Annotated in this window: 18 protein-coding genes; 13 read left to right on the forward strand and 5 right to left on the reverse strand. The window is 61.2% G+C overall.

What is annotated here, in order from left to right:
- Window positions 1-381 precede the first annotated feature (381 nt).
- The 4 genes from V3H56_RS04495 (at window position 382) to V3H56_RS04510 (ending at window position 7123) form a co-directional block, all read left to right on the forward strand.
- Window positions 382-2175 (forward strand): DUF1302 domain-containing protein, encoded by a 1794-nt coding sequence (locus tag V3H56_RS04495; protein WP_042729379.1) that lies wholly within the window; start codon window positions 382-384, stop codon window positions 2173-2175.
- Between the two features lie 22 nt (window positions 2176-2197).
- On the forward strand, window positions 2198-3565 hold the full coding sequence (locus tag V3H56_RS04500) for a DUF1329 domain-containing protein (RefSeq protein WP_042729378.1): 1368 nt from the start codon (window positions 2198-2200) through the stop codon (window positions 3563-3565).
- Window positions 3566-3750: 185 nt separating this feature from the next.
- Window positions 3751-6300, forward strand: coding sequence for a LuxR C-terminal-related transcriptional regulator (locus tag V3H56_RS04505; RefSeq protein WP_047738261.1), 2550 nt, complete (start codon window positions 3751-3753; stop codon window positions 6298-6300).
- Between the two features lie 121 nt (window positions 6301-6421).
- Window positions 6422-7123, forward strand: coding sequence for a hypothetical protein (locus V3H56_RS04510; RefSeq protein ID WP_047739533.1), 702 nt, complete (start codon window positions 6422-6424; stop codon window positions 7121-7123).
- Here the strand turns inward: V3H56_RS04510 and V3H56_RS04515 are convergent.
- Entirely contained in the window at window positions 7088-7909 is an 822-nt protein-coding gene (locus V3H56_RS04515) for an IclR family transcriptional regulator (protein WP_042729376.1), read from the reverse strand. The genes V3H56_RS04510 and V3H56_RS04515 overlap by 36 nt on opposite strands.
- A 152-nt stretch (window positions 7910-8061) precedes the next feature.
- Here V3H56_RS04515 and hmgA point away from each other — a divergent pair, with 152 nt between their 5' ends.
- From hmgA to maiA, 3 genes are read left to right on the forward strand one after another with little or no spacing between them, the layout of a single operon-like run.
- A complete protein-coding gene (gene hmgA, locus V3H56_RS04520) occupies window positions 8062-9366 on the forward strand; it encodes a homogentisate 1,2-dioxygenase (protein ID WP_047738259.1) in 1305 nt (434 codons plus the stop codon).
- Window positions 9367-9369: 3 nt separating this feature from the next.
- Window positions 9370-10674, forward strand: a complete 1305-nt coding sequence (fahA, locus tag V3H56_RS04525) for a fumarylacetoacetase (protein ID WP_047738258.1) — start codon at window positions 9370-9372, stop codon at window positions 10672-10674.
- Between the two features lie 9 nt (window positions 10675-10683).
- Complete coding sequence (gene maiA / locus V3H56_RS04530) at window positions 10684-11325, forward strand: maleylacetoacetate isomerase (protein WP_047738255.1); 642 nt, start codon at window positions 10684-10686, stop codon at window positions 11323-11325.
- A 199-nt stretch (window positions 11326-11524) separates the two neighbouring features.
- Here maiA and V3H56_RS04535 read toward each other — a convergent pair whose 3' ends face one another.
- Window positions 11525-12328: a tetratricopeptide repeat protein gene (locus V3H56_RS04535; RefSeq protein WP_042728237.1), complete on the reverse strand. Its 804-nt coding sequence runs from the start codon at window positions 12326-12328 to the stop codon at window positions 11525-11527.
- A gap of 185 nt (window positions 12329-12513) precedes the next feature.
- Between V3H56_RS04535 and V3H56_RS04540 the strand changes: the two genes are divergently transcribed.
- The 3 genes from V3H56_RS04540 to V3H56_RS04550 all read left to right on the forward strand — a co-directional run bounded on the left by V3H56_RS04540 (window position 12514) and on the right by V3H56_RS04550 (window position 16677).
- Window positions 12514-13533: a Glu/Leu/Phe/Val dehydrogenase dimerization domain-containing protein gene (locus tag V3H56_RS04540; RefSeq protein WP_042728238.1), complete on the forward strand. Its 1020-nt coding sequence runs from the start codon at window positions 12514-12516 to the stop codon at window positions 13531-13533.
- A gap of 475 nt (window positions 13534-14008) precedes the next feature.
- A complete protein-coding gene (locus V3H56_RS04545) occupies window positions 14009-14884 on the forward strand; it encodes an AraC family transcriptional regulator (protein ID WP_047738254.1) in 876 nt (291 codons plus the stop codon).
- Between the two features lie 161 nt (window positions 14885-15045).
- A complete protein-coding gene (locus V3H56_RS04550; protein WP_042728240.1) occupies window positions 15046-16677 on the forward strand; it encodes a methyl-accepting chemotaxis protein in 1632 nt (543 codons plus the stop codon).
- A 351-nt stretch (window positions 16678-17028) separates the two neighbouring features.
- On the opposite strand, the gene V3H56_RS04555 is transcribed toward V3H56_RS04550, so the two are convergent.
- Entirely contained in the window at window positions 17029-17295 is a 267-nt protein-coding gene (locus tag V3H56_RS04555) for a YebG family protein (protein WP_042728242.1), read from the reverse strand.
- Between the two features lie 451 nt (window positions 17296-17746).
- Here V3H56_RS04555 and V3H56_RS04560 point away from each other — a divergent pair, with 451 nt between their 5' ends.
- Complete coding sequence (locus V3H56_RS04560) at window positions 17747-18247, forward strand: phosphate-starvation-inducible PsiE family protein (RefSeq protein WP_042728243.1); 501 nt, start codon at window positions 17747-17749, stop codon at window positions 18245-18247.
- On the opposite strand, the gene V3H56_RS04565 is transcribed toward V3H56_RS04560, so the two are convergent.
- Window positions 18244-18561, reverse strand: coding sequence for a DUF3509 domain-containing protein (locus V3H56_RS04565; protein WP_042728244.1), 318 nt, complete (start codon window positions 18559-18561; stop codon window positions 18244-18246). The genes V3H56_RS04560 and V3H56_RS04565 overlap by 4 nt on opposite strands.
- Window positions 18562-19056: 495 nt before the next feature.
- Here V3H56_RS04565 and V3H56_RS04570 point away from each other — a divergent pair, with 495 nt between their 5' ends.
- Window positions 19057-19467 carry an HPF/RaiA family ribosome-associated protein gene (locus V3H56_RS04570; protein WP_338474259.1) on the forward strand — a complete coding sequence of 137 codons (411 nt, stop codon included), beginning with the start codon at window positions 19057-19059 and terminating at the stop codon, window positions 19465-19467.
- Between the two features lie 77 nt (window positions 19468-19544).
- Here the strand turns inward: V3H56_RS04570 and V3H56_RS04575 are convergent, their stop codons facing one another.
- A complete protein-coding gene (locus V3H56_RS04575) occupies window positions 19545-20423 on the reverse strand; it encodes an AraC family transcriptional regulator (RefSeq protein ID WP_338474260.1) in 879 nt (292 codons plus the stop codon).
- A gap of 139 nt (window positions 20424-20562) precedes the next feature.
- Between V3H56_RS04575 and V3H56_RS04580 the strand changes: the two genes are divergently transcribed.
- Window positions 20563-21465, forward strand: a complete 903-nt coding sequence (locus tag V3H56_RS04580; RefSeq protein WP_338474261.1) for a DMT family transporter — start codon at window positions 20563-20565, stop codon at window positions 21463-21465.
- Window positions 21466-21525: the final 60 nt, after the last annotated feature.

The following is a 21525-nucleotide window of genomic DNA, read 5'->3' on the forward strand; positions in this document are numbered from 1 at the left end:
TCAACGTCGGTACACACGGGACGATGGATCGAATGCGCCAATCCATCCGAATGACGGTGCGCCAGGCATGAGGGATGCCATGGCGGCTTGCGCTTGCAGGCCCGTTGCGCTGCAAGCCCGGCCAGCATAGGGATCCAGGGTGCCTGGAAACAGCCCGGATCCGGACATGCACTGTTGCAGGGCGCGCAACAGTGAGGCCGACCGCTGGAACATGCGCCTGGCTGATAACCCATCATCCAGTGCGTCGATGCCCTGCGCGAAGGCCCGCCTGGTATGGGGGGTAATCCTTTCGGGGTACAGCGCGAATACCTCCTTGGTGCGCTTATCGCCCCTGGCGTGCGGCAGTAGGGTGAAGCCTCTGTCACTCACCGGGGAAGACGCATGACAACAATAACAATGCGCGCCATCTTCAAGCCGCAGGCACTCGCCGCCGCGGTGGCCTTGGGTTGCTGTGCCCAGGCGCAGGCCGTTTCATTCAACATTGGTGAAATCGAAGGTCAGTTCGACTCTTCGTTGTCCGTGGGCGCGAGCTGGGGCATGCGCGATGCGGACAAGGATTTCGTCGGCACCGTCAACGGCGGTCGGGGGCAATCGTCCACCGGGGATGACGGGCGGCTGAACTTCAAGAAAGGCGAGACGTTTTCCAAGATCTTCAAGGGCTTGCACGACCTCGAACTCAAGTACGGCGACACCGGTGTGTTCGTGCGCGGCAAGTACTGGTACGACTTCGAACTCAAGGACGAAAACCGTGAGTTCAAGGACATCAGCGACAGCAACCGCAAGGAAGGCGCGAAGTCGTCGGGGGCTGAGATCCTCGACGCGTTCGTCTACCACAACTATTCCATCGCCGATTTGCCGGGCACGGTGCGTGCCGGCAAGCAGGTGGTCAGCTGGGGTGAAAGTACCTTCATCGGCAACTCCATCAACAGCATCAACCCGATCGACGTGTCGGCGTTCCGTCGCCCGGGTGCGGAGATCAAGGAAGGCCTGATCCCGGTGAACATGCTGTTCGCCTCCCAGGGCCTGACCGACAAGCTCACCCTCGAAGGTTTCTATCAGTTGGAATGGGACCAGACAGTCGTCGATAACTGCGGCACCTTCTTCGGCAACGACGTGGTGGCCGACGGCTGCACCACCGGCTACACCGTGGGCAGCCCGGCCATTGCGCCGTTCCAGCCGTTGACCGCGCTGTTCGGCCAGGGCATCCAGGTGTCGCGCGAAGGGGTGATCATCCCCCGTGGTGGCGACCGCGATGCCCGTGACTCCGGCCAGTGGGGCACGGCGTTGCGCTGGCTCGGCGATGACACCGAGTACGGCCTGTACTTCATGAACTACCACAGCCGCACACCCACCGTCGGCACCACCACGGCGGGTGCGTCCACCCTCGCGGCCCTGCCGGGAATGGTCGCGATCGCCAATGGCCTGGCCCCCGGCAGTGGTTCGGGCCTGGCCCAGAGCGTGATGCTGGGACGCGGGCAGTACTACCTCGAATACCCTGAAGACATCCGCCTGTATGGCGCCAGCTTCTCCACCACGCTGCCCACCGGCACCGCGTGGACCGGTGAAATCAGCTACCGGCCCAATGCGCCGGTGCAACTGAGCACCAACGACCTGACCCTGGCCCTGGTCAATCCGATTGCCGGCGGTGCGGCGTCGCCCATCGCCACCAGGCCGGGGGCGGACAACACCGGTTACCGGCGCAAGGAAATCACCCAGGTCCAGAGCACCCTGACGCACTTCGTCGATCAGGTGTGGGGGGCCGATCGCCTGACCCTGGTGGGTGAGGCCGCGGTGGTGCATGTCGGCGGGCTGGAATCCAGGGACAAGTTGCGCTACGGCCGCGACTCGGTCTTCGGCCAGTACGGCTTCAATGGCGACACCGACGGTTTCGTCACGTCCACGTCCTGGGGCTACCGCGCCCGGGCGATTCTCGACTACTCCAACGTCATCGGCGGGGTGAACTTCAAGCCCAACGTGTCCTGGTCCCACGACGTGGCCGGCTACGGTCCCAACGGCCTGTTCAACGAAGGCGCCAAGGCCGTCAGCCTGGGTGTCGATGCCGACTACCGCAACACCTACACCGCCAGCCTGAGCTACACCGACTTTTTTGGCGGCGACTACAACGTTCTCAAAGACCGCGACTTCCTCGCGTTGAGCTTCGGCGTGAACTTCTGATCTGGCTGACAAGGAAAACCCAATGCGCAAGATGATCCTGCAATGCGGTGCCCTGGCCTTGAGCCTGCTGGCCGCGAACGTGATGGCGGCGGTTTCGCCGGAGGAAGCCAACAAGCTGGGCACCACCCTGACGCCGCTGGGCGCGGAAAAGGCCGGCAACGCCGATGGTTCGATCCCGGCCTGGACCGGTGGTATCCCGAAAAATGCCGGTGCCGTGGACAGCAAGGGCTTTCTGGCCGACCCGTTCGCCAATGAAAAGCCGCTGTTCACCATCACCGCCGCGACCGTGGACAAGTACAAGGACAAGCTGTCCGAAGGCCAGGTCGCGATGTTCAAGCGCTACCCCGAGACCTACAAGATCCCGGTCTACCCGACCCATCGCAGCGTTGCGCTGCCGCCGGAAATCTACGAGTCGGCCAAGCGCAGTGCGCTGAACGTAACGTCCATCAACGACGGTAACGGCCTGGCCAACTTCACCGGTAACCGTTACTACGCGTTCCCGATCCCCAAGAACGGCGTGGAGGTGCTGTGGAACCACATCACCCGCTATCACGGCGGCAACCTGCGCCGCATCATCACCCAGGCGACGCCGCAGACCAACGGCAGCTTCACGCCGATCCGCTTCGAAGAAGAAGTGGCCGTGCCGTTCCTGATCAAGGACGCCGACCCGGAAAAGGCCAGCAACGTGCTGACCTATTTCAAGCAGGAGGTCACCGCCCCGGCGCGCCTGGCCGGCAACGTACTGCTGGTGCATGAAACCCTCGACCAGGTGAAGGAGCCGCGCCTGGCGTGGATCTACAACGCCGGTCAACGCCGCGTGCGCCGCGCCCCGCAAGTGGCCTACGACGGTCCGGGCACCGCGGCCGATGGCCTGCGCACCTCCGACAACTTCGACCTGTTTTCCGGCGCCCCGGATCGCTACGACTGGAAGCTGGTCGGCAAGAAGGAAATGTACATCCCGTACAACAGCTACAAGCTCGATTCGCCGACCCTCAAGTACGACGATGTGATCAAGGCCGGCCACATCAACCAGGACCTGACCCGCTATGAGCTGCACCGGGTCTGGGAAGTGGTGGGCACGGTCAAGCCCAGCGAGCGCCACATCTACGCCAAGCGCCACATGTACATCGACGAGGACAGCTGGCAAGCCGCGGTGGTGGATCACTACGACGGTCGCGGCCAACTGTGGCGCGTGGCCGAAGGTCATGCCCAGTTCTACTACGACCACCAGAACCCGGGCTACACCCTCGAAGCGCTCTACGACATCATCGCCGGCCGCTACATCGCCCTGGGGATGAAGAACGAGGAGAAGCACAGCTACGAGTACGGCTTCGAAGCGCGGGCGGCGGACTACACGCCGGCGGCGCTGCGGTCCTCGGGCGTGCGTTAAAGGTGTGGCGAGGGAGCGAGCTCCCTCGCCACAGAGTGGTGTCTGCGCAAGGGCATCGTGAACGACCGGCAGTTGCCTCTGCCGGTCGTTTTTTTATGGGCGCCAATCAGCGCGCTGAATACTTCTCCAAAGGTCAGCGACACAGGACTAGGGTGATGAAACAACAATAAACAGGACCTTCGTACATGACTGCCATGACCCCGTGTCCGGACCGTCCAGGATTGCTGCCCCGCCTGTCCTCGACGCATGTACCGCGGCGGTCCTTGAGCGAGCCGTTGCTGACTTCCGAGGCACGGGTAAAACTGCTGTGCGCGCCCGCGGGGAGTGGCAAGAGTGCGCTGTTCGCCGAGTGTTTTCTCAAGGCCCCCGCCGACTGCCGACTGCATTGGTTGCCGCTGGGTGGCGTTGCGTTGACCCCCGCGCAGATGGGCGAGCGACTGGCGCAGACCCTGGGCCTGCCAGTGATGGACGAAGCGGGGCTGCTGGCCCACCTGGCGCGCCTGCAAACACCCACCTGGCTGTTCCTGGATGATTACTGCCGGGTGCCGAATCCCGAGCTGGACCAATGGCTCGACCGCCTGTTGAACACCAGCAGCCCGGCCTTGCACCTGTGGCTGAACGGCCGTCGCCGGCCGCACTGCAATTGGCCGCGGCTGTTGCTCGACGATGAGCTGCACGAATTCGACACGCAGGCGCTGGTGTTCAGCCCTGGCGATGTCCAGCAACTGCTGCGTCATTTGCCTGGCCCCCAGGCGGCCCGCACCGCCCGCGAGGTGATACAGCGCAGCGGCGGCTGGTGCGCCGGGGTGCGCATCAGCTTGCTCGAACGTTGCGAATGGGCGCGCAGCCACGCCACGCCGGGGCGGCCCGGAACCCTGGCGGACTACCTGGAGTACGAGCTGTTCAGCGCCCTGAGCCCGGACCTGGCGCAAGCCTGGCGCGTGCTCGCCCACTTGCCACGTTTCAATGCCCGGCTTTGCGAGCATCTGTTCGGCGACACGGTGGGCGTTGAATGCCTCCCGCTGTTGAAGGACCTGGGCTGTTTCATCGAGCCGTGGGAACACTCCTCGGACTGGTTGCAGATCTTCCCGGCCCTGGCCCGACTGGTTCGCGAGGAACCCTGGCCCCAGGGCCGTTCCTGGCATCGCCGGGCCTGCCAGTGGTTTGCCGCCGAACAGGATTGGCCCATGGCATTCGAGCAGGCGATGTTGGCCCACGAGTTCGAGACGGCCGTGAGTGTCTTGCAGCATCTGAGCTTCGAGCACCTCTTGCAGGGCCGCAACGTCGTGTTGCTGCTGAACTTGCATGACCAGCAGGGCGAGGCGCTGTCCCTTGGCACGCCGCAATCGGTAGGGTTGGTCACCGCAGCGCTGTTGTTTGCCGGTCGCTTCGACCAGGCCGCAGTGTGCATCGAGCAACTCACGCGGTTCGCACCCCAGCCGCGGGCCTGCCAGCAGCGCCAGTTGATCGCACGCTGGCAGGTCCTGCGGGGCTGGCTGCTGCACTTGTCGGGCGACGGAGATCCGGCCCGCGAACATTTCCTCCAGGCCCAGGCTCATCTGGATCCGCAGGCCTGGGCCTCGCGCTTGTTGTGTCAGTCGGGATTGACCCAGCAGGCGTTGCTCAAGGGCGACCTGGCCTCGGCGCAATGGATCAACCGCCAGGCGCTGTGCCTGGCCCGTGCCGAAGGCTCGCTGGTGTTCGAAGGGCTGCTGGAACTGGATCACGCACAAGTGCTGGAGCAACGCGGTGCGCCGCATCGGGCCGACGAATTGCTGGGCGATGTCCAGGCGCGGCTCGACAAGCCCGGCCAGGATTTTTCCCCGCTGCTGGGCCGTATCGCCTTGCGGCGTGGACGCCTGGCGCTGCGCATGGGTTTTGAAGAGCGCGCCGCCGAGCAGTTCCAGGCCGGGTTGGAAACCGGCCTGCGCAGCCAGGATAAACAGGTACTTTACGGCTTTCTCGGCAAGGCCAGCCTGGCGGCCAACCAGGGCGACTATGGCGAGGCCTTCATGCAACTGCGCGACGCCGAGCGGATCATGCAGCAGCGGCACATTCCCGACACCGTTTACCGCGGTGTATTGCTGCAGATCAGTTGTCAGTTCTGGTTGCAGCAGGGGCGCGCCGAACTGGCCCACGAAGCCTTGACCCGCGTGCTGCGGCATTTCCGCGGGCCCCAGGCCAAGCACGCACCGCCCGCGACCCTGGAGTTGATTCCTCGGCTTGAATACCTGTTGCTGTTGACCGAGGTGCACCTGCACCGCGCGCAAGACCCGATGGCACGCCTGGAGGCCATGATCGCCCAGGCCCGTTACGCGGAAATGCACGGCCTGGAAACCGAGCTGCACCTGGCGCTGGCGGAGGTGGCCTGGTTGACCGCCGACCGCTCGCAGGCCCGCGTGCTTGTCCAGGAAGGCCTGGAGCGCGTGGCCTGTTGGCGCGCCCAGCAAGCCTTGTGCGAACTGCGCCTGCGCCAGCCCGAACTGTTGCACTGGGCGCAATCGTCAGGCCCGATCGAACCGCCGGCGGCCCCCGAGGACGCCTTGCTCAGTCATCGCGAACTGGAAGTGCTGGAACTGATCGCCCAAGGTTATTCCAACCAACAGATTGCCGAACGGCTGTTCATCTCGTTGCACACGGTAAAAACCCATTCACGGCGTATACACAGCAAGTTGGGCGTCCAGCGGCGTACCCAGGCAGTGGCGAAGGCCAAGGTCATGGGGATGATGGGATAGTGCGCACTGCAAGCCTTACGCGTGCTTACAGTTGCGCTTTTACCCCCGGAGGGGGAGTTGGGTTATAACGGCGATGCCGGTTCGAACAGGACGTTCGGGCCATGAAATGACAAGGATGTTCATGAACACTCAAACGTTTTCTACGTATTCCGAAAGACTGCTTGCCCTCAAGCTCACTCGCGTCGATTTTGCCGTGCAAGTGCTGTTGGGCGATCACCTGGAGGCACTGGGCCTCAACCCGCATAACCTGTATCTGAATACCGTGGCCGGGTTTCCCGAGCCCCAGGTTGAAACGTCCAGGACATTGTTCGATGAAACACTGGCCTGCGTTCAGAAACAGACCTTGGCGCATTACACCCAAGGCATCACCAATATCTTCAGCAAGCGGTATTCCTTTGCCGTCGAAGATCGGGTCAAGGCGCTGGACTTGATCACCTTCGAGAAAATCGTGGCGGACATCGTGACGGGCCTGGCTGAAAAGCCCGGGATGGATTTGTCCGAGCGGCCCATCCTGCCGTTGAGCGCCGAAGCGCTTCATGGCGCGTTGAAAGTCCATCTGCCCGGCGTCGATCTGGAGAAAGTCTTCATCACCAGCTTCGTCAACCATGACGTTGCAAACCCGGTGGTGTTTTCTTCCGAACCCCTGGTTGAGTACTTGCTGGCGCACCTACGCAACAACGATATTCCTTACCATGCCAAGGGCGATCCCCAGGCCATCTACCTGGTCCCCTTCAGCGGCGAAGAGCGTCACCTGCATCCGCGCCTGACGCCTGCCCACCTCAATGACCTACTGATCAGGATCGTCCCCGACTTCCTGGGCTGATCTTCCATCGGTTTCATACCCCATCCGCCAACTCACGGCCCGGGTCGCGGCGAGCAATCGTTGCGCCGCCGGGCCGTTTTCGTCGGCGTGGAACAGCGAGGTCGGGCCGACGATGGTCATCACCGCCGTCACCTGGCCGACCGCATTGAACACCGGGGCGGACAAGGCATCCACGCCGGGCATCAGCAGGCCATGTACATGGTGCAGGCCACGGTTGCGGATCTGTTCGCACAAGGTGGCATAGGCCTGGTCGTCGGCCAGGGCATGCCGTTCGGATCCTTGCACCTCCTGTTCGCGCAAGCCGATCGTCTCGCGCTCGGGCAGGTAGGCGCTGAACACCAGCCCGGTGGACGAACTGAGCAGGGGCAGCACCGAGCCCAGTTGCGTCACGACCGTCACGGCGCGCACGGCAGGTTCGATGCGCACCACGGTGGCGCCGTGGTTGCCCCACACCGCCAGGAAGCAGGTTTCGTTCAGGTCATCGCGCAACTCGGCCAGCGGCATGGCGGCCACTTGCAGCACGTCCATGCCGTTCAATGCCGCCAGCCCGACGCGCAGCGCTTCGCGGCCCAGGCCGTAGTGGTTGGTGGCGGTGTTCTGCTCGGCGAATCCGCTGGCAATCAACGCCTGCAAGTAGCGATGCACCTTGCTTGCCGGCATTTGCACGTGCTCGGCCAGGCGCGACAGCGACGTGGACGGCGACAGCTCGGCCAAGGCCTTGAGAATGTCAGTGCCGACTTCGGCCGAGCGGACTTTCTGTTTACCGTTATTGAGCGGGGTTTGCATGGCGGCGCGGGGTCCAGAGGCGAATGGGCGTCTTTATAGCTTGACGGTCGTTGTCGAGCAAATTACGTTATGCGTAATTGAATTACGATAAAAATAACCCGGTGCGCCTGACACTCACCCCATGAGTCACGGGCCGCATCCTTGGAGGCTCCATGAACCTCGATTCCCCAGCGTCGGACCTGGCTTATCAATCAGGCTTCGGCAATGAGTTCGCCAGCGAAGCCCTGCCCGGCGCTTTGCCCGTCGGCCAGAACTCTCCGCAAAAAGCCCCTTACGGCCTGTACGCCGAATTGTTCTCCGGCACCGCGTTCACCATGGCCCGCAGCGAGGCTCGGCGGACCTGGATGTACCGCATCCGGCCGTCGGCCAACCACCCGGCCTTCACCCCATTGGAGCGGCAACTGGTCGGCGGCCCGCTGGGCGAGGTCACGCCCAATCGGTTGCGCTGGAACCCGCTGGAGAATCCCGCGCAGCCCACCGATTTCCTCGATGGCCTGGTGCGCATGGCCGCCAATGCCGGCATGGACAAGCCGGCTGGCATCAGCATTTTTCACTATTGCGCCAACCGCTCCATGGAGCGGGTGTTCTTCAATGCCGACGGTGAATGGCTGATCGTGCCGCAGTTGGGCCGGTTGCGGATCATCACCGAACTGGGCGTGCTGGAACTGGCGCCGCTGGAAATCGCCGTGCTGCCCCGGGGCTTGAAGTTTCGCGTCGAACTGCTGGATGCGCAGGCCCGCGGTTACCTCGCCGAAAACCATGGCGCGCCGCTGCGTCTGCCGGACCTCGGGCCCATCGGCAGCAATGGCCTGGCCAACCCGCGGGACTTCCTGACACCGGTCGCCCATTACGAGAACCTCGCCCAGCCCACCACCCTGGTGCAGAAGTTCCTCGGCCAGTTGTGGGCTTGCGAGCTGGGGCACTCGCCCTTCGACGTGGTCGCCTGGCACGGCAACAACGTGCCGTACAAATATGATCTGCGGCGGTTCAACACCATCGGCACCGTCAGCTTCGACCACCCGGACCCGTCGATTTTCACCGTGTTGACCTCGCCCACCAGCGTCCACGGCCTGGCCAACCTGGATTTCGTCATTTTCCCACCCCGCTGGATGGTGGCCGAGAAGACCTTCCGTCCACCCTGGTTCCATCGCAACCTGATGAACGAATTCATGGGCCTGATCCAGGGCGCCTACGATGCCAAGGCCGAGGGCTTCGTGCCCGGCGGGGCGTCGTTGCACAGCTGCATGAGCGCCCATGGCCCGGACGGCGAAACCTGCACCAAGGCGATCAACGCCGAACTTCAGCCGGCGAAAATCGACCACACCATGGCCTTCATGTTCGAGACCAGCCAAGTGCTGCGTCCGAGCCGTTTCGCCATGGACTGCCCGCAACTGCAAACCGACTACGATGGGTGCTGGGCTTCGCTGCCTGTCACCTTCGACCCGACCCGGAGATAACCCATGACTCAACTTTCCCCCGTCCGTAGCTGGGTGGCCTCTGCCAACGGTCATGCCGATTTCCCGCTGCAGAACCTGCCACTGGGCATCTTCAGCCACCAGGGCGGCACCCGACGCGGCGGCGTGGCCATCGGCGAGCAGATTCTCGATTTGTCGGCCGCGTTGCAGGCCGGCCTGTTCGACGGCGCGGCGCGAGCAGCGGTCGAAGCCATGGCGGGCGGTGATCTCAATGGGTTTTTCGAGCTGGGCCGTGGCGCCCGTGTCGCCTTGCGTGAGCGGCTGCTGGAGCTGCTGCGCGAGGACAGCCCTCAGCGTGCCCAGCTCGAAGCCCAGCAGTCTCAATGGCTGTTCCCCGCGGCCGATTGCCAGTTGCACCTGCCGGCCAGGATCAATGACTACACCGATTTCTACGTAGGGATCGAGCACGCACAGAATGTCGGCAAGCTGTTCCGCCCCGACAACCCGCTGTTGCCCAACTACAAGTACGTGCCCATCGGTTATCACGGCCGCGCCTCGACCATCCGTCCCTCCGGCACCGACGTGCGCCGTCCCAAGGGGCAGACGCTGCCGGCCGGTCAGGCCGAACCCACCTTCGGTCCGTGCGCACGGCTGGACTATGAATTGGAGCTGGGGATCTGGATCGGCCAGGGCAATGCATTGGGCGAACCCATCGCCATTGGTGACGCCGCCGAGCACATTGGCGGTTTCTGCCTGCTCAACGACTGGTCGGCCCGGGATATCCAGGCGTGGGAATACCAGCCGCTGGGGCCTTTCCTGTCGAAGAGCTTCCTCACCAGCATTTCGCCGTGGGTCGTGACGGCCGAGGCGCTCGAACCGTTTCGTCGTGCACAACCCGCGCGTCCGCAGGGCGATCCGCAACCGCTGCCGTATCTGCTGGACGCGCGCGACCAGGCCGGTGGTGCCTTCGACATCGAACTGGAAGTGCTGCTGCTGACCGACGCCATGCGCGAGCAGAACCTGCCGGCGCATCGCCTGACCTTGAGCAACACCCAGTACATGTACTGGACCGTGGCGCAGATGGTGGCGCACCACAGCGTCAATGGTTGCCAGTTGCAGGCCGGTGACCTGTTTGGTTCGGGCACCTTGTCGGGCCCGCAGAATGGTCAGTTTGGCAGCCTGCTGGAAATCACCGAGGGTGGTAAGAAGCCGATCGAGCTGGCGTCTGGCGAAGTGCGCAGGTTCCTCGAGGACGGTGACGAAATCATCCTGCGGGCCCGTTGCCGCCGCGAGGGCTTTGCCTCCATCGGGTTTGGCGAGTGCCGTGGCAAGATCCTGCCGGCGCGTTGAGGGGCGAGCATGGAACTCTATACCTACTACCGCTCCACTTCGTCGTACCGGGTGCGCATCGCCCTGGCGCTCAAGGGCCTGGACTATCAGGCCCTGCCCATCAACCTGATCGCCCCGCCGGGAGGCGAGCATCGCCAGCCGGCCTACCTGGCGATCAATCCCCAGGGGCGAGTGCCCGCGTTGAGGACCGATGAGGGGGATGTGCTGGTGCAATCTCCCGCGATCATCGAGTACCTGGAAGAACGGTATCCGCAGGTGCCGTTGCTCAACGCGGACTTGGCCATTCGAGCCCACGAGCGGGGCGTCGCGGCCTTGATCGGTTGTGATATTCACCCGCTGCACAACGTCAGCGTGCTCAACAAACTGCGCCAATGGGGGCATGACGAGGGGCAGGTGACGGAGTGGATCGGGCACTGGATCAGCCAGGGCTTGGCGGCGGTGGAGCGGTTGATCGGCGATGAGGGTTTTTGCTTCGGCGCGACGCCGGGACTGGCGGATGTCTACTTGATTCCGCAGTTGTACGCGGCTGAGCGGTTCAATGTCTCGTTGCAGGCGTACCCGCGGATCTGTCGAGTGGCGGGGCTGGCGGCCGGGCATGCGGCGTTCCAGCGGGCGCATCCTGCGAATCAGCCCGATACGCCTGCCGGATAGGGCCGTGACCGACCTGACGCCTTCGCGGGCAAGCCCGCTCCCACAGGGAATAGGTAGCGGCCCCACTGTGGGAGCGAGCTTGCTCGCGAAGGCGGCCCGACAGCCGCCCTCTCTCTGCCGGCAGCACACAGCGCCTTGTGGGAGCGAGCTTGCTCGCGAAGGCGTCAGGTCGGTCAACAGGGGCCCGCTTCATCCTGTCTCAATGCACAATCGAGTTCGGTGGCAGGTGCCCCAGCCGCTCCGTCAGCCGGAGCCGCTGGATCGGGTCTTCGCTGAGCATCAGCGCATGCTCCAGGTCGAATCGCTCGGCGTTGGGGCAATCGAGTCGCTGGTACAGGCTGGCGCGGGCTAGGTAGTCGGCGGCGCTGGCGTTACCCAGTTCCAGCACCCGTTCGGCGTCGATCAGCGCGGCAATGTAGTCGTCGTTCGCCAGGTGCAACTGGCGCAGGTTGCGTGACAGTCGCTGGAGCATCTGCAGCGGCTCGGCGTTGACCAGGTGTTCAGCCTTGAGCGGCATGTTCGCGCCATATTGACGGTGCAGCAGGTCCCGGCAGTCATGGGGGTACAACCGGCGTCCGCCGCACGGATCGAGCAAATGGTCGGCCCCAGGCACCTTCAACAGGAAGTGGCCAGGGAAATTGACGCCGACCATCGGGATCTCCAGGCCGCGCGCCAGTTCCAGGGCAATCAGGCCGAGGGCCAGCGGCTGCCCGCGCTTGCCCACCAGGACCTTGTCGAGCAACGCCGCCCGCGGGCGCAGCGGTGTGGCGTCGTCCTGGGCGAACCCCAGGTCGTTGAGCTGACGTAACAAGGGTTGGGCCAACTCGCTCACCGGCAGCATCGGCAGGTCATGGCTGACCCGTTGTTGCAGATCCCTGAAGTCGCGCAGCAGGGCCGGTACGTCGACGTCGCGATCATGTTCGGCGGCGATCCACAGCGCAGCTTCGAACAGCGCCGGGGGCGAGCGGTGCAGGCAGGCAAAAAAGGCTTGGCGCGGTTTCATCACACTCTCCGGGCTATGTCCCCGTTGTAGCTCTGCCATGGATTTTCGTCCAGTCCCGGGCCGGCGCAGTCGGCGGTTATACCGAAAAGGCTGGCGGCCCACCGGCCTTATGCCGGTGTGTTTCAGCAAATTTCGAGCGCGCGCCTATACTGGCGAAACGAACAAAGTGATTCGGGAGCCTGTCGATGTTCGCTCTCATGCAAAGCTCCCGCCTTGAATCGCTGCACTTAAGCGTAGACCCGATGACCGGGTTGAAGGCGGTGATTGCCATTCATTGCAGCCGTCCCGGGCCCGCCCTGGGTGGCTGTCGTTATCTTGCCTACCCCGACGACGAAAGTGCCGTGGCGGACGCCGTGCGCCTGGCCCAGGGCATGAGCTACAAGGCTGCCCTGGCCGGCTTGCCAGTGGGAGGCGGGGTGGCGGTGATCATGCGACCGGCCCATGTCGAAAGCCGGGCCGCGTTGTTCGAAGCCTTTGGTCGTTGCATCGAACAGTTGGACGGGCGCTACATCACCGCCATCGACAGCGGAACGTCGGTGGCCGACATGGATTGCATCGCCCAGCAGACCCGCCACGTCACCAGCACCACGGCCTCGGGAGATCCCGCGCCCCATGCGGCGATGGGCGTGTTCGCCGGCATCCGGGCCACCGCCATGGCTCGCCTGGGCAGCGATAACCTGGAAAGCCTGCGCGTGGCGATCCAGGGCCTGGGCAATGTCGGTTATGCCCTGGCCGAACAACTGCACGCCGCTGGCGCCGAACTGCTGGTCAGCGACATCGACCCCGGCAAGGTACAGCTGGCGATGGAGCAACTGGGCGCGCACCCCATCGCCAATGACGCACTGCTCAGCACCCCTTGCGACATCCTCGCCCCCTGTGGCCTGGGCGGCGTGCTCAACAGCCACAGCGTGGCGCAACTGCGTTGCTCGGCCGTGGCCGGTTCGGCCCATAACCAATTGAGCAACCTGCAAGTGGCCGATCAACTGGAGCGGCGCGGGATCCTCTACGCGCCCGACTACGTGATCAACTCCGGCGGCCTGATCTACGTCGCCCTCAAGCACCGCGGCGAAGAACTGCCGAGCATCACCGCACATCTGTCGAAGATCGGCGCGCGCCTGACCGAAATCTTCGCCCACGCCCAGGCGGAGAAACGCTCACCGGCCCGGGTGGCCGATGAACTGGCAGAGCGCTTGTTGTATCGCTAGGGCCAGCACTTGTATGTTGAATGCAGATGGGGTGGATTGTTCAGGTTTTGAGGGCTGGGTGATTCGCACTGACGCATTTAATCAAAACATTGAGGAGGCACTTTGAATTAAGTAGTGCAGGGTGAAAATGAGCGGTTATTGCGGGTGGTTAGTTGCAATCTTTTGAATATTGACCCTTTGGACAGTCGGCGTTCTTTTGTGGGGAGTGTGGGTGCTGAAAACGGCTCCGGGTAGCCAGATTTGGCGGTGACGTTATAGACTGGCACTTGCCTGTCGGTATTTTTTTGATCAATTGATCAGAAAACCTCTCAGGGTGAAAGATTTGAAAGTTTGATCATCAGGGTGTGAGGTAGGTTTGCAGAGTGTTTCTCTAGCGTTCGCCAGAGCGCTCATCAACTCGATATCAAACTTCGACAAAAGAATTTTACTCAGGCTTGAAAACTACGTCTTGTCTCATGGGGTTGAACAACTTCCCATGAGTGAGTTGTCTCAGTTATTCGAACTCGCCATACGCCACAGTGGCAATGAGGATTTAGGCCTGCTGGCTTATAAAAGTGCCCACCCTGGTCACTTGGGTGTTTTAGGGTATGCGGTGATGTCTAGCTCGACCCTCGGCGAAGCGATGGCTCGAATGGTTGATCATCACTCCATCATCGGCACGGGTTTTTGTATGTTTTTTGAGGGTGATGAAACCACGGTCAGGATTGCGGGCTTGTCGGGTAATGCACAAGGTGAAGTGCTGCCCAGGGCGTTTATCGATGCCGTGGCGGCTATTACCCTGGGCCTCTTGCGCTGGCTTGTACCGACTGTTTGTATTACTCCTGTAAGGGCAGAGTTTGCCTATGAAAGACCGCGAGACATTCGCCAGTTGGAGCAGATCTTTGGTCATGATCTGAGATTTTCCTGTGCCGCCAATGCCATGGTGTTTCAAAAGTCGGACATGGATATCGCTATCGCAACGTCCGACGCATCGCTGCAACAAATTCATGATCAATACCTTAAACGCCGCCTGGATGAGATGCGCTCGGAAAACATTGCAGCAGCGACGAAGAAAGTGATCCTGCAGCACCTGGTTCAAGCCAGATCCCTGGCCATGGGCGATATTGTGCTCACCTTGGGCATGTCGACCCATCAGTTGATCAGAGCCTTGGAAAAAGAGAATAAAAGCTTTCAGTTACTGGTTGATCAGGTTAAGAAGCAGCATTGCTATCACTTGCTGGTTAACACAAGGCTCACGCTCAAGCAGGTGTCTTACAGTTTGGGGTTCAGGCATTCCAGCGCTTTGAATAAGGCTTGCGAAAGATGGTTTGGTATGGCGCCAGGCGCTTGTCGTTCCCGCGAGAAGATGTAGGCGTTTGCGAGTAGGTGTCTCGGCACGGTTCGAAGTGATCTGTTTTTAACGCTTATCCTCAGGCGGGTTTCAGTTACCCCGAGCGCGCAACGCTATCTTAATTTTCCGGGATTAAGGAGAGAATTCGAAGTCGATATTTCTTCGATAGGACGAGTAAGTCAATGCAGCTAAGACGCCTGAAGTTTGCGGCACGGATCCGATTTTGTTTCGTTTTGGTGATTGCCGCTTTAATAGGCGTAAGCGCCTTCGCTACGTATAAGGCTAGGGAAATAAGGCAGGCGAGCCTGGTGGTTGAGCAGGACGCTCTCCCAGGGATTGCCTTGGGAGACGATATAATCTTGGCCTTTAGCAAGACTCGATTCAGTGTATTTCGTCTGCTGGTGTCCACCGATGATTTGAAACTTGCCAATAACTACAATTTGCTTGTTGCTGATATCCGCGAATTTGAAGTGGCTCAGGCGGCTTATCTTCCCATCATCAGTACGGATCAGGAGCGAGGCCTGTTCACCACAATAGGCAAGCTCTTCGAGAGTTATCGTACTTCGGCGCTCCATGTCCACGATCTCATCAAGCGTGGCTCGACGGGCGAAGCCACTGCCTTGGTCGAAGGGGAGATGTCCAGCATCGCTCAAAACATGGTCAAGGTGCTAGGTGAGCTGGAGAAGCTTAATGATCAAGCACAACAATCGGCTAGCGCAGCCGGACAAAACGCCTATGAGACGTCAATACGAGTGACACTGACCGCGATTATGTTGGTGGCGCTAGGTGCAATATTTCTTGCGCATAGGCTGACCGTTAGCATTTCCAGGCCTATTGCACAGGCGTTGGAATGTGCCAACGCCATTGCCCGAGGCGATCTGCGTGAACCCGCGCAGGACGCCAGTGGGAACGACGAAGCGGCGCTGTTGCTGCGGGCCGTTATGATCATGCGGAAAAACTTGAGCGATACCTTGATCGACGTTTATCAAGCGGCAGGCCAGCTTTCCAACGCGGCAGAAGAGTTAAGCGTCTTGGTCGGTAGCAGCAACAACGACCTCCAGGCGCAAAACAGCGAGCTGGAACAAGCCGCCACTGCAATTACTGAAATGAGTCAGGCCGTTGATGAAGTCGCGCACAATGCCATTAGTACTTCCGATGAGTCGCGCGCTTCCTTGCACTTGGCTCGCGATGGTCAACGGGAGCTTGATTCGACGCTCAACGCGATCGCGCGCTTGGACGGCAGCGTTAACGATGCCTCACAGCGTGCAGATATTTTGGCGTCCAATACCGTAGAGATCAGCAAGGTACTTGAAGTGATCCGATCGGTTGCCGAACAGACTAATTTGCTGGCGCTCAATGCGGCGATCGAGGCAGCGCGGGCGGGCGAGGCCGGTCGGGGATTTGCCGTGGTTGCCGATGAGGTTCGTTCCCTGGCGCACCGTACGAGCACTTCAACCATGGATATTGAACGTATGATCAGTCATATCCAAAACGGCACTCAGGAAACGGTAAGCGCCCTGAATGACAGCGCTGTACAGGCCGCACAGACTCGCGAACAAGCGGCTTCAGCGAACAAGGCGCTGCAAGGCATTACCACCACCGTCAGCAGCATCGATGAGCGTAATACCATGATCGCAACCGCTTGTGAGGAGCAGGCGCTGGTGGCCAAGGACGTGGACCGCAGCATCATTCGTATTCGTGATCTTTCAAATCTGTCGGCAGTGCGTTCCGATCAGACGATGGCCGCGAGTGAAGAGCTCGCGCACATTGCGACGAAGCTCAAGGAGCGGCTTGATGGCTTTAATTTTGGATAAGCACGTGAAAATGGACGTGAAGTCACTTGTTAAGAGTGTGCCTGGAGGCAGAGATGGATCCAGTCAATGAACTGTGCAACGACCTTATGGATCTGCTCGAAGAAATTGCCAGCAGTAGAAACAAGCTGGATGTCCAGGGACAAAAAATTTTGCTCGACGCCTTGAGAAGCCTTCTTCTCTCTACGGAACGTCTCAGTGAGCAAATGCGAACCTTGGTGAGTTTACAGGTTCGCTCAGGGCATCAGCGACCCAGGCTATACATTGTGGAGTAGCTGCGCGAGAGTCGCATCGCGCTCCTGCTCGCTTTTCGAGCAGGAGCACACAGGATGATCTGCCCTAGGCTGGCGGAACCTAGTCTTCAGAACCTGCTGGGGCAGAGAGTTCAGTCAGCGCCGTTGCATTATTTTTGAAGGCCGCTGCAAAGATAGCGCGATTTTTCGCCATGTAGATGCTTGCATCTTCGGCGTGCTTCTCTGAGAGACCGGGAACGTTCTTCATCAGCACGTCCGTGAGGAGCTCTGCCAGCTCAAGCATCTGGTCGTGTGCATCGGCGAGTTTTCGGTCCACGAAGGTAGTCTCCAAATCGCGCGTACTGCGGTAAAGGGTTTCAACAGCCATTTTTTGGCCTCGTCATAGTGTGCGGTGCGAATTGAGTGAACATGCGCTCAGCGCTGCATGCGGGTCAGTCAGTGATACAAAATTCATTCCCTGATCGTTCCTCAGGGCCAGCTGGGCGATGCTGGAGAAGAAGCCCAGGCACAGCCTTGCGAAAGTGTTGGCCAACCCGAGCCGCTTCTTCGGCCCATCTAGACGAATTGAAAAGTGCGACTACTGTATTTATGTACAGGTCGAAGAATAAGCGAATCCCTTCACTTTGGGTAGTGGCTTTTTAATGTAGACCGATTTCGGTGTTTGTCGTCCAAGGCCATCAAAGCTGATTTGCGCGTCAGACGTGCCGGGTGCCGGCTTATCGCCATCTCATCCCCAGCCGCTGGCCTTCTTTCTGCATGCAGAAACCGTCACATCCAACCCGCATCATCCGGTCGAGTCGACCTAAGGAACCTACATCGTGAAAATCAACTGGGCCGAGAACCTGCGCCAGAACGTGCACCAACTGGCCGAATCGTTGGGAAACCTGTTCGTCGAGACCTTCCATTACCTGGCGTTGTTCGCCATCGGTGCGGTGACCGCGTGGGCGGCGGTGATGGAGTTCCTGCAGATGATCGAGGCGGGGCACATCAAGATCGATGACATCCTGCTGTTGTTCATCTACCTGGAGTTGGGGGCGATGGTCGGGATTTATTTCAAGACCAACCACATGCCGGTGCGTTTCCTGATCTACGTGGCCATCACGGCGCTGACGCGCCTGCTGATCTCCAACGTGTCCCACCACAGCCCGCCGGACCTGGGCATCATCTACCTGTGCGGCGGCATCCTGCTGCTGGCGTTCGCGATCCTGGTGGTGCGCTACGCCTCGTCGCAGTTTCCTTCAGTGAAGATCGAAAACCCGCACCGCAAGGTGGGTGCAGGTTCCAGTGAGCATGCCGAGGTGGAAAAAGGCGAGATCTAGAGACCGGCCGCAGAGGATGTCGCGCCTTGCGCGTGCGGTGGGGGCAGCTTGATGTTGTCCCCGCCGGTCATGGCTTCAAGGATGGCCACGGCGCTGTGGCCCTGTTCGATGGCAATGCCGAACTGAATGCTCTGTACCAGGCGCCGCAGGCGTTCCGGGTCGTTGCGCTGCTGGGCGCTGATCATGCGCTTGGCGACGATCCGCCCGCTTTTGGACAGGGTCAGCATGATGCTGCCGTCCAGGCCCTGGATGCTCAGGTTGATTTGATAGTGCGGCGCAAAAGCGTCGGTAATGATCTGAAAAGGGTTGTCCATGATGCGTCACCGCCTGATTGAACGTGCAGTTGTTGACCGGCCTTGATCGGGATTAGTTCGCAACACCGGACCATCGGCCATTCCATGATCGTGTTCATCGGGTGTTTCCAGGGGCCGCACGGCTGACAACCCGAAAAGGGGCTCGACCGGTGGCGGCTCTCTCATGGGGTAGCAAGGGGCATGCCGGAAAAATCGTCGGACAATGTTCGCGGGGCATCGGGCTGCAATGGACGGAAATGAGGCGACAACGCTTGCCCGTTTCAGGGCGCCATGTGCGTCGACGGTGCAGCGAGGATGGTTTTCTGAAGGATGGCGTAGCGAGGAAACTCCCGACATTAACAGCGCTTTCGCCCGTTGTCCGGCTTTATTTGCAAATGGATATTTTTCTTTTTTCAGGGGTTGAATTGTTCCTCCGCCAGCCCGACTCTGTACTCAAGGGGCCGTTGCACCCACGTCGATGGCCCCCGGCGAGCTAGCTGAAATAAGGGATGAACTATGCAAATCCAAGTCAACAGCGATAACCATATTCAAAGCAGCATCCGACTGGAGGAGTGGGTACGTACTACCATCGAAAGCACGCTCGAACGTTATGAAGAAGATCTGACACGGGTTGAAGTTCATTTGCGGGACGAGAACGGCGACAAGCCGGGTCCCCATGACCTGCGTTGCCAGCTTGAGGCACGGCCAAAAGGCCATCAGCCGGTTTCCGTGACGCACAAGGCCGATTCGCTGGAGCTGGCGATCGAAGGCGCGGCGGCCAAGCTTGAGCATGCCCTGGAGCACCTGTTCGGCAAATTGCGCGGCAAGCGCGCAGCCAGTGCGGCGCCGAGCGAATCGGTCGCATTGGCCGATGCGCTGCTGGAAGAAGAATTCCTGGAGAACGAACGGGCTGCGCTTCACGGCTGATACCCGGTTCAATTCAAACCCATCGGAAACGGAAAAAAGGGCCTGCATTGCAGGCCCTTTTCATTTCAGCGTCACTATTACCTGGCCAGGAACGCCTGCCGATACTCTCCCGGCGTTGCGCCCAGCGCCTGGCGGAAACGGTTGGTGAAGTGGCTGGCGCTGGCAAATCCACAGGCCAATGCCACGTCGCCCAGCGGTTGCGAGGTACTGCGCAACAGCTGCCGTGCCCGTGCCAGGCGCCTTGCCAGCAGGTATTGGTGAGGGGGGAGCTCGAAGCTTTCGCGAAACATCCGCGCGAAGTGGTAGTGCGACAGTGCACACAGCGCCGCCAACTGACCGAGGCTAATGGCGTCGGCCAGGTGGCTGTCGATGTACTCCACCAGCAAGCGCCGCTGGTGCGCGGCCAGGCCACCCTTGAGACGCAGCCCCTGGCGCTGGCCGACCTGGCTGAGCAGCAGGTGGTCGAGCAGGTCGTGGGCCAGGCTGGAGGTCAACAGCCGTTCGCCGGGCTCGTCCCAGTTCAAGGCGATCAACTGGCGAAAACGCCTGGCCTGCTGCGGGTCGTCGAGAAATGTCGCCTCGTGCAGTTGCACCTGGCGGGGCTCGCGGTCCAGCAGCGTGACGCACCCGAGGGCGAATTGTTCCGGGCTGAAGTACAAGTGGGCAAGGCGAATATCGCCGTTGATGACCCAGGCCGACTCATGCCCGGCCGGCAGGATGCAGAGTTTATCGGGGCCGCCGGTGGTGGCAGGCCGCTCGCGGCGAAACGTGCCGGTGCCACCCGCGATGTAGCACGACAGCGTGTGGTGGGTCGGAGCCTCATAGTCCCGGGCGTCATGATGATTGCTCCACAGGGCGGCTGCCATGCCGTCGCCAAGCTCGGCACTGTGCTCCAGGCGAGCATTGGGCGAACTGGCGAGGGCTTGGAAAACTTGCAGGGTTTGCAGTGTGGGCATGATCGGTTCTCTCCAACGCCTTGCATCCTACTCTGTCGGCTGGCGCCTGCCAGCCTGGTCGCCGACAAAACCGCAAGTTTATGCAAGTGCCGGTTGGATGGCGTCGTGATACTGGAGGTCATTGCCAGGAGTTGTCGCCATGAACCTCTCGTTGTACCTGCTCACCGTGCTCATCTGGGGCACGACCTGGATCGCGCTGAAACTGCAACTGGGCGTCGTTGCTATCCCGGTGTCGATTGTCTACCGCTTCGGTCTCGCCGCGTTGATCCTGTTCGCGCTGCTGCTGCTCAGCCGGCGGCTGCAAGTGATGAACCGGCGCGGTCACCTGATTTGCGTGGCTCAGGGCCTGTGCCTGTTTTGCATCAACTTCATGTGCTTTCTCACCGCCAGCCAGTGGATCCCCAGTGGCTTGGTCGCCGTGGTGTTTTCCACCGCCACGCTCTGGAACGCCCTCAATGCCCGGGTGTTCTTCGGTCAGCGGATTGCCCGAAACGTGCTGTTGGGGGGCGCGCTAGGGTTGTCGGGGTTGGCGTTGCTGTTCTGGCCGGAGTTGGCCGGCCACCACGCCAGCCCGCAAACGCTGCTCGGGTTGGCATTGGCGCTGCTGGGCACCTTGTGTTTCTCGGCGGGCAACATGCTCTCGAGCCTGCAACAGAAGGCCGGTCTCAAGCCCTTGACCACCAACGCCTGGGGCATGGCCTATGGCGCGATGATGCTGGCGGCCTGGTGTGCCTTCAAGGGCATTGCCTTCGACATGGAGTGGAACTCGCGCTACATCGGTTCGCTGTTGTACCTGGTGATTCCGGGCTCGGTGATCGGCTTTACTGCCTACCTGACTTTGGTCGGACGCATGGGGCCGGAGCGGGCGGCGTATTGCACGGTGCTGTTCCCGGTGGTGGCGTTGAATGTCTCGGCAGTTGCCGAAGGCTACCAGTGGACGGCGCCGGCGTTGGTTGGGCTGGTATTGGTGATGCTGGGGAACGTGCTGGTGTTTCGCAAGCCTCGGCCAGTGGCGACGAATGTCGCCTTGGGCGCACGCTGACCTATAACGTCCAGAGATAAACCTGTGGCGAGGGAGCAAGCTCCCTCGCCACGGTTTGCG

Origin of the sequence: Pseudomonas sp. MS646 (genome assembly GCF_036693845.1) — a bacterium.
Classification (GTDB): domain Bacteria; phylum Pseudomonadota; class Gammaproteobacteria; order Pseudomonadales; family Pseudomonadaceae; genus Aquipseudomonas; species Aquipseudomonas chlororaphis_E.

What these genes read in the sequence shown, in the direction of transcription:
- fahA (WP_047738258.1), top strand. Translation starts at nt 9,370, where the DNA reads ATGACTCAACTTTCCCCCGTCCGTAGCTGGGTGGCCTCTGCCAACGGT.
- V3H56_RS04495 (WP_042729379.1), top strand. Translation starts at nt 382, where the DNA reads ATGACAACAATAACAATGCGCGCCATCTTCAAGCCGCAGGCACTCGCC.
- hmgA (WP_047738259.1), top strand. Translation starts at nt 8,062, where the DNA reads ATGAACCTCGATTCCCCAGCGTCGGACCTGGCTTATCAATCAGGCTTC.
- V3H56_RS04510 (WP_047739533.1), top strand. Translation starts at nt 6,422, where the DNA reads ATGAACACTCAAACGTTTTCTACGTATTCCGAAAGACTGCTTGCCCTC.
- V3H56_RS04500 (WP_042729378.1), top strand. Translation starts at nt 2,198, where the DNA reads ATGCGCAAGATGATCCTGCAATGCGGTGCCCTGGCCTTGAGCCTGCTG.
- V3H56_RS04545 (WP_047738254.1), top strand. Translation starts at nt 14,009, where the DNA reads ATGAGTGAGTTGTCTCAGTTATTCGAACTCGCCATACGCCACAGTGGC.
- V3H56_RS04570 (WP_338474259.1), top strand. Translation starts at nt 19,057, where the DNA reads ATGCAAATCCAAGTCAACAGCGATAACCATATTCAAAGCAGCATCCGA.
- V3H56_RS04535 (WP_042728237.1), bottom strand. Translation starts at nt 12,328, where the DNA reads ATGAAACCGCGCCAAGCCTTTTTTGCCTGCCTGCACCGCTCGCCCCCG.
- V3H56_RS04565 (WP_042728244.1), bottom strand. Translation starts at nt 18,561, where the DNA reads ATGGACAACCCTTTTCAGATCATTACCGACGCTTTTGCGCCGCACTAT.
- V3H56_RS04550 (WP_042728240.1), top strand. Translation starts at nt 15,046, where the DNA reads ATGCAGCTAAGACGCCTGAAGTTTGCGGCACGGATCCGATTTTGTTTC.
- V3H56_RS04540 (WP_042728238.1), top strand. Translation starts at nt 12,514, where the DNA reads ATGTTCGCTCTCATGCAAAGCTCCCGCCTTGAATCGCTGCACTTAAGC.
- V3H56_RS04505 (WP_047738261.1), top strand. Translation starts at nt 3,751, where the DNA reads ATGACTGCCATGACCCCGTGTCCGGACCGTCCAGGATTGCTGCCCCGC.
- V3H56_RS04555 (WP_042728242.1), bottom strand. Translation starts at nt 17,295, where the DNA reads ATGGCTGTTGAAACCCTTTACCGCAGTACGCGCGATTTGGAGACTACC.
- V3H56_RS04515 (WP_042729376.1), bottom strand. Translation starts at nt 7,909, where the DNA reads ATGCAAACCCCGCTCAATAACGGTAAACAGAAAGTCCGCTCGGCCGAA.
- maiA (WP_047738255.1), top strand. Translation starts at nt 10,684, where the DNA reads ATGGAACTCTATACCTACTACCGCTCCACTTCGTCGTACCGGGTGCGC.
- V3H56_RS04580 (WP_338474261.1), top strand. Translation starts at nt 20,563, where the DNA reads ATGAACCTCTCGTTGTACCTGCTCACCGTGCTCATCTGGGGCACGACC.
- V3H56_RS04575 (WP_338474260.1), bottom strand. Translation starts at nt 20,423, where the DNA reads ATGCCCACACTGCAAACCCTGCAAGTTTTCCAAGCCCTCGCCAGTTCG.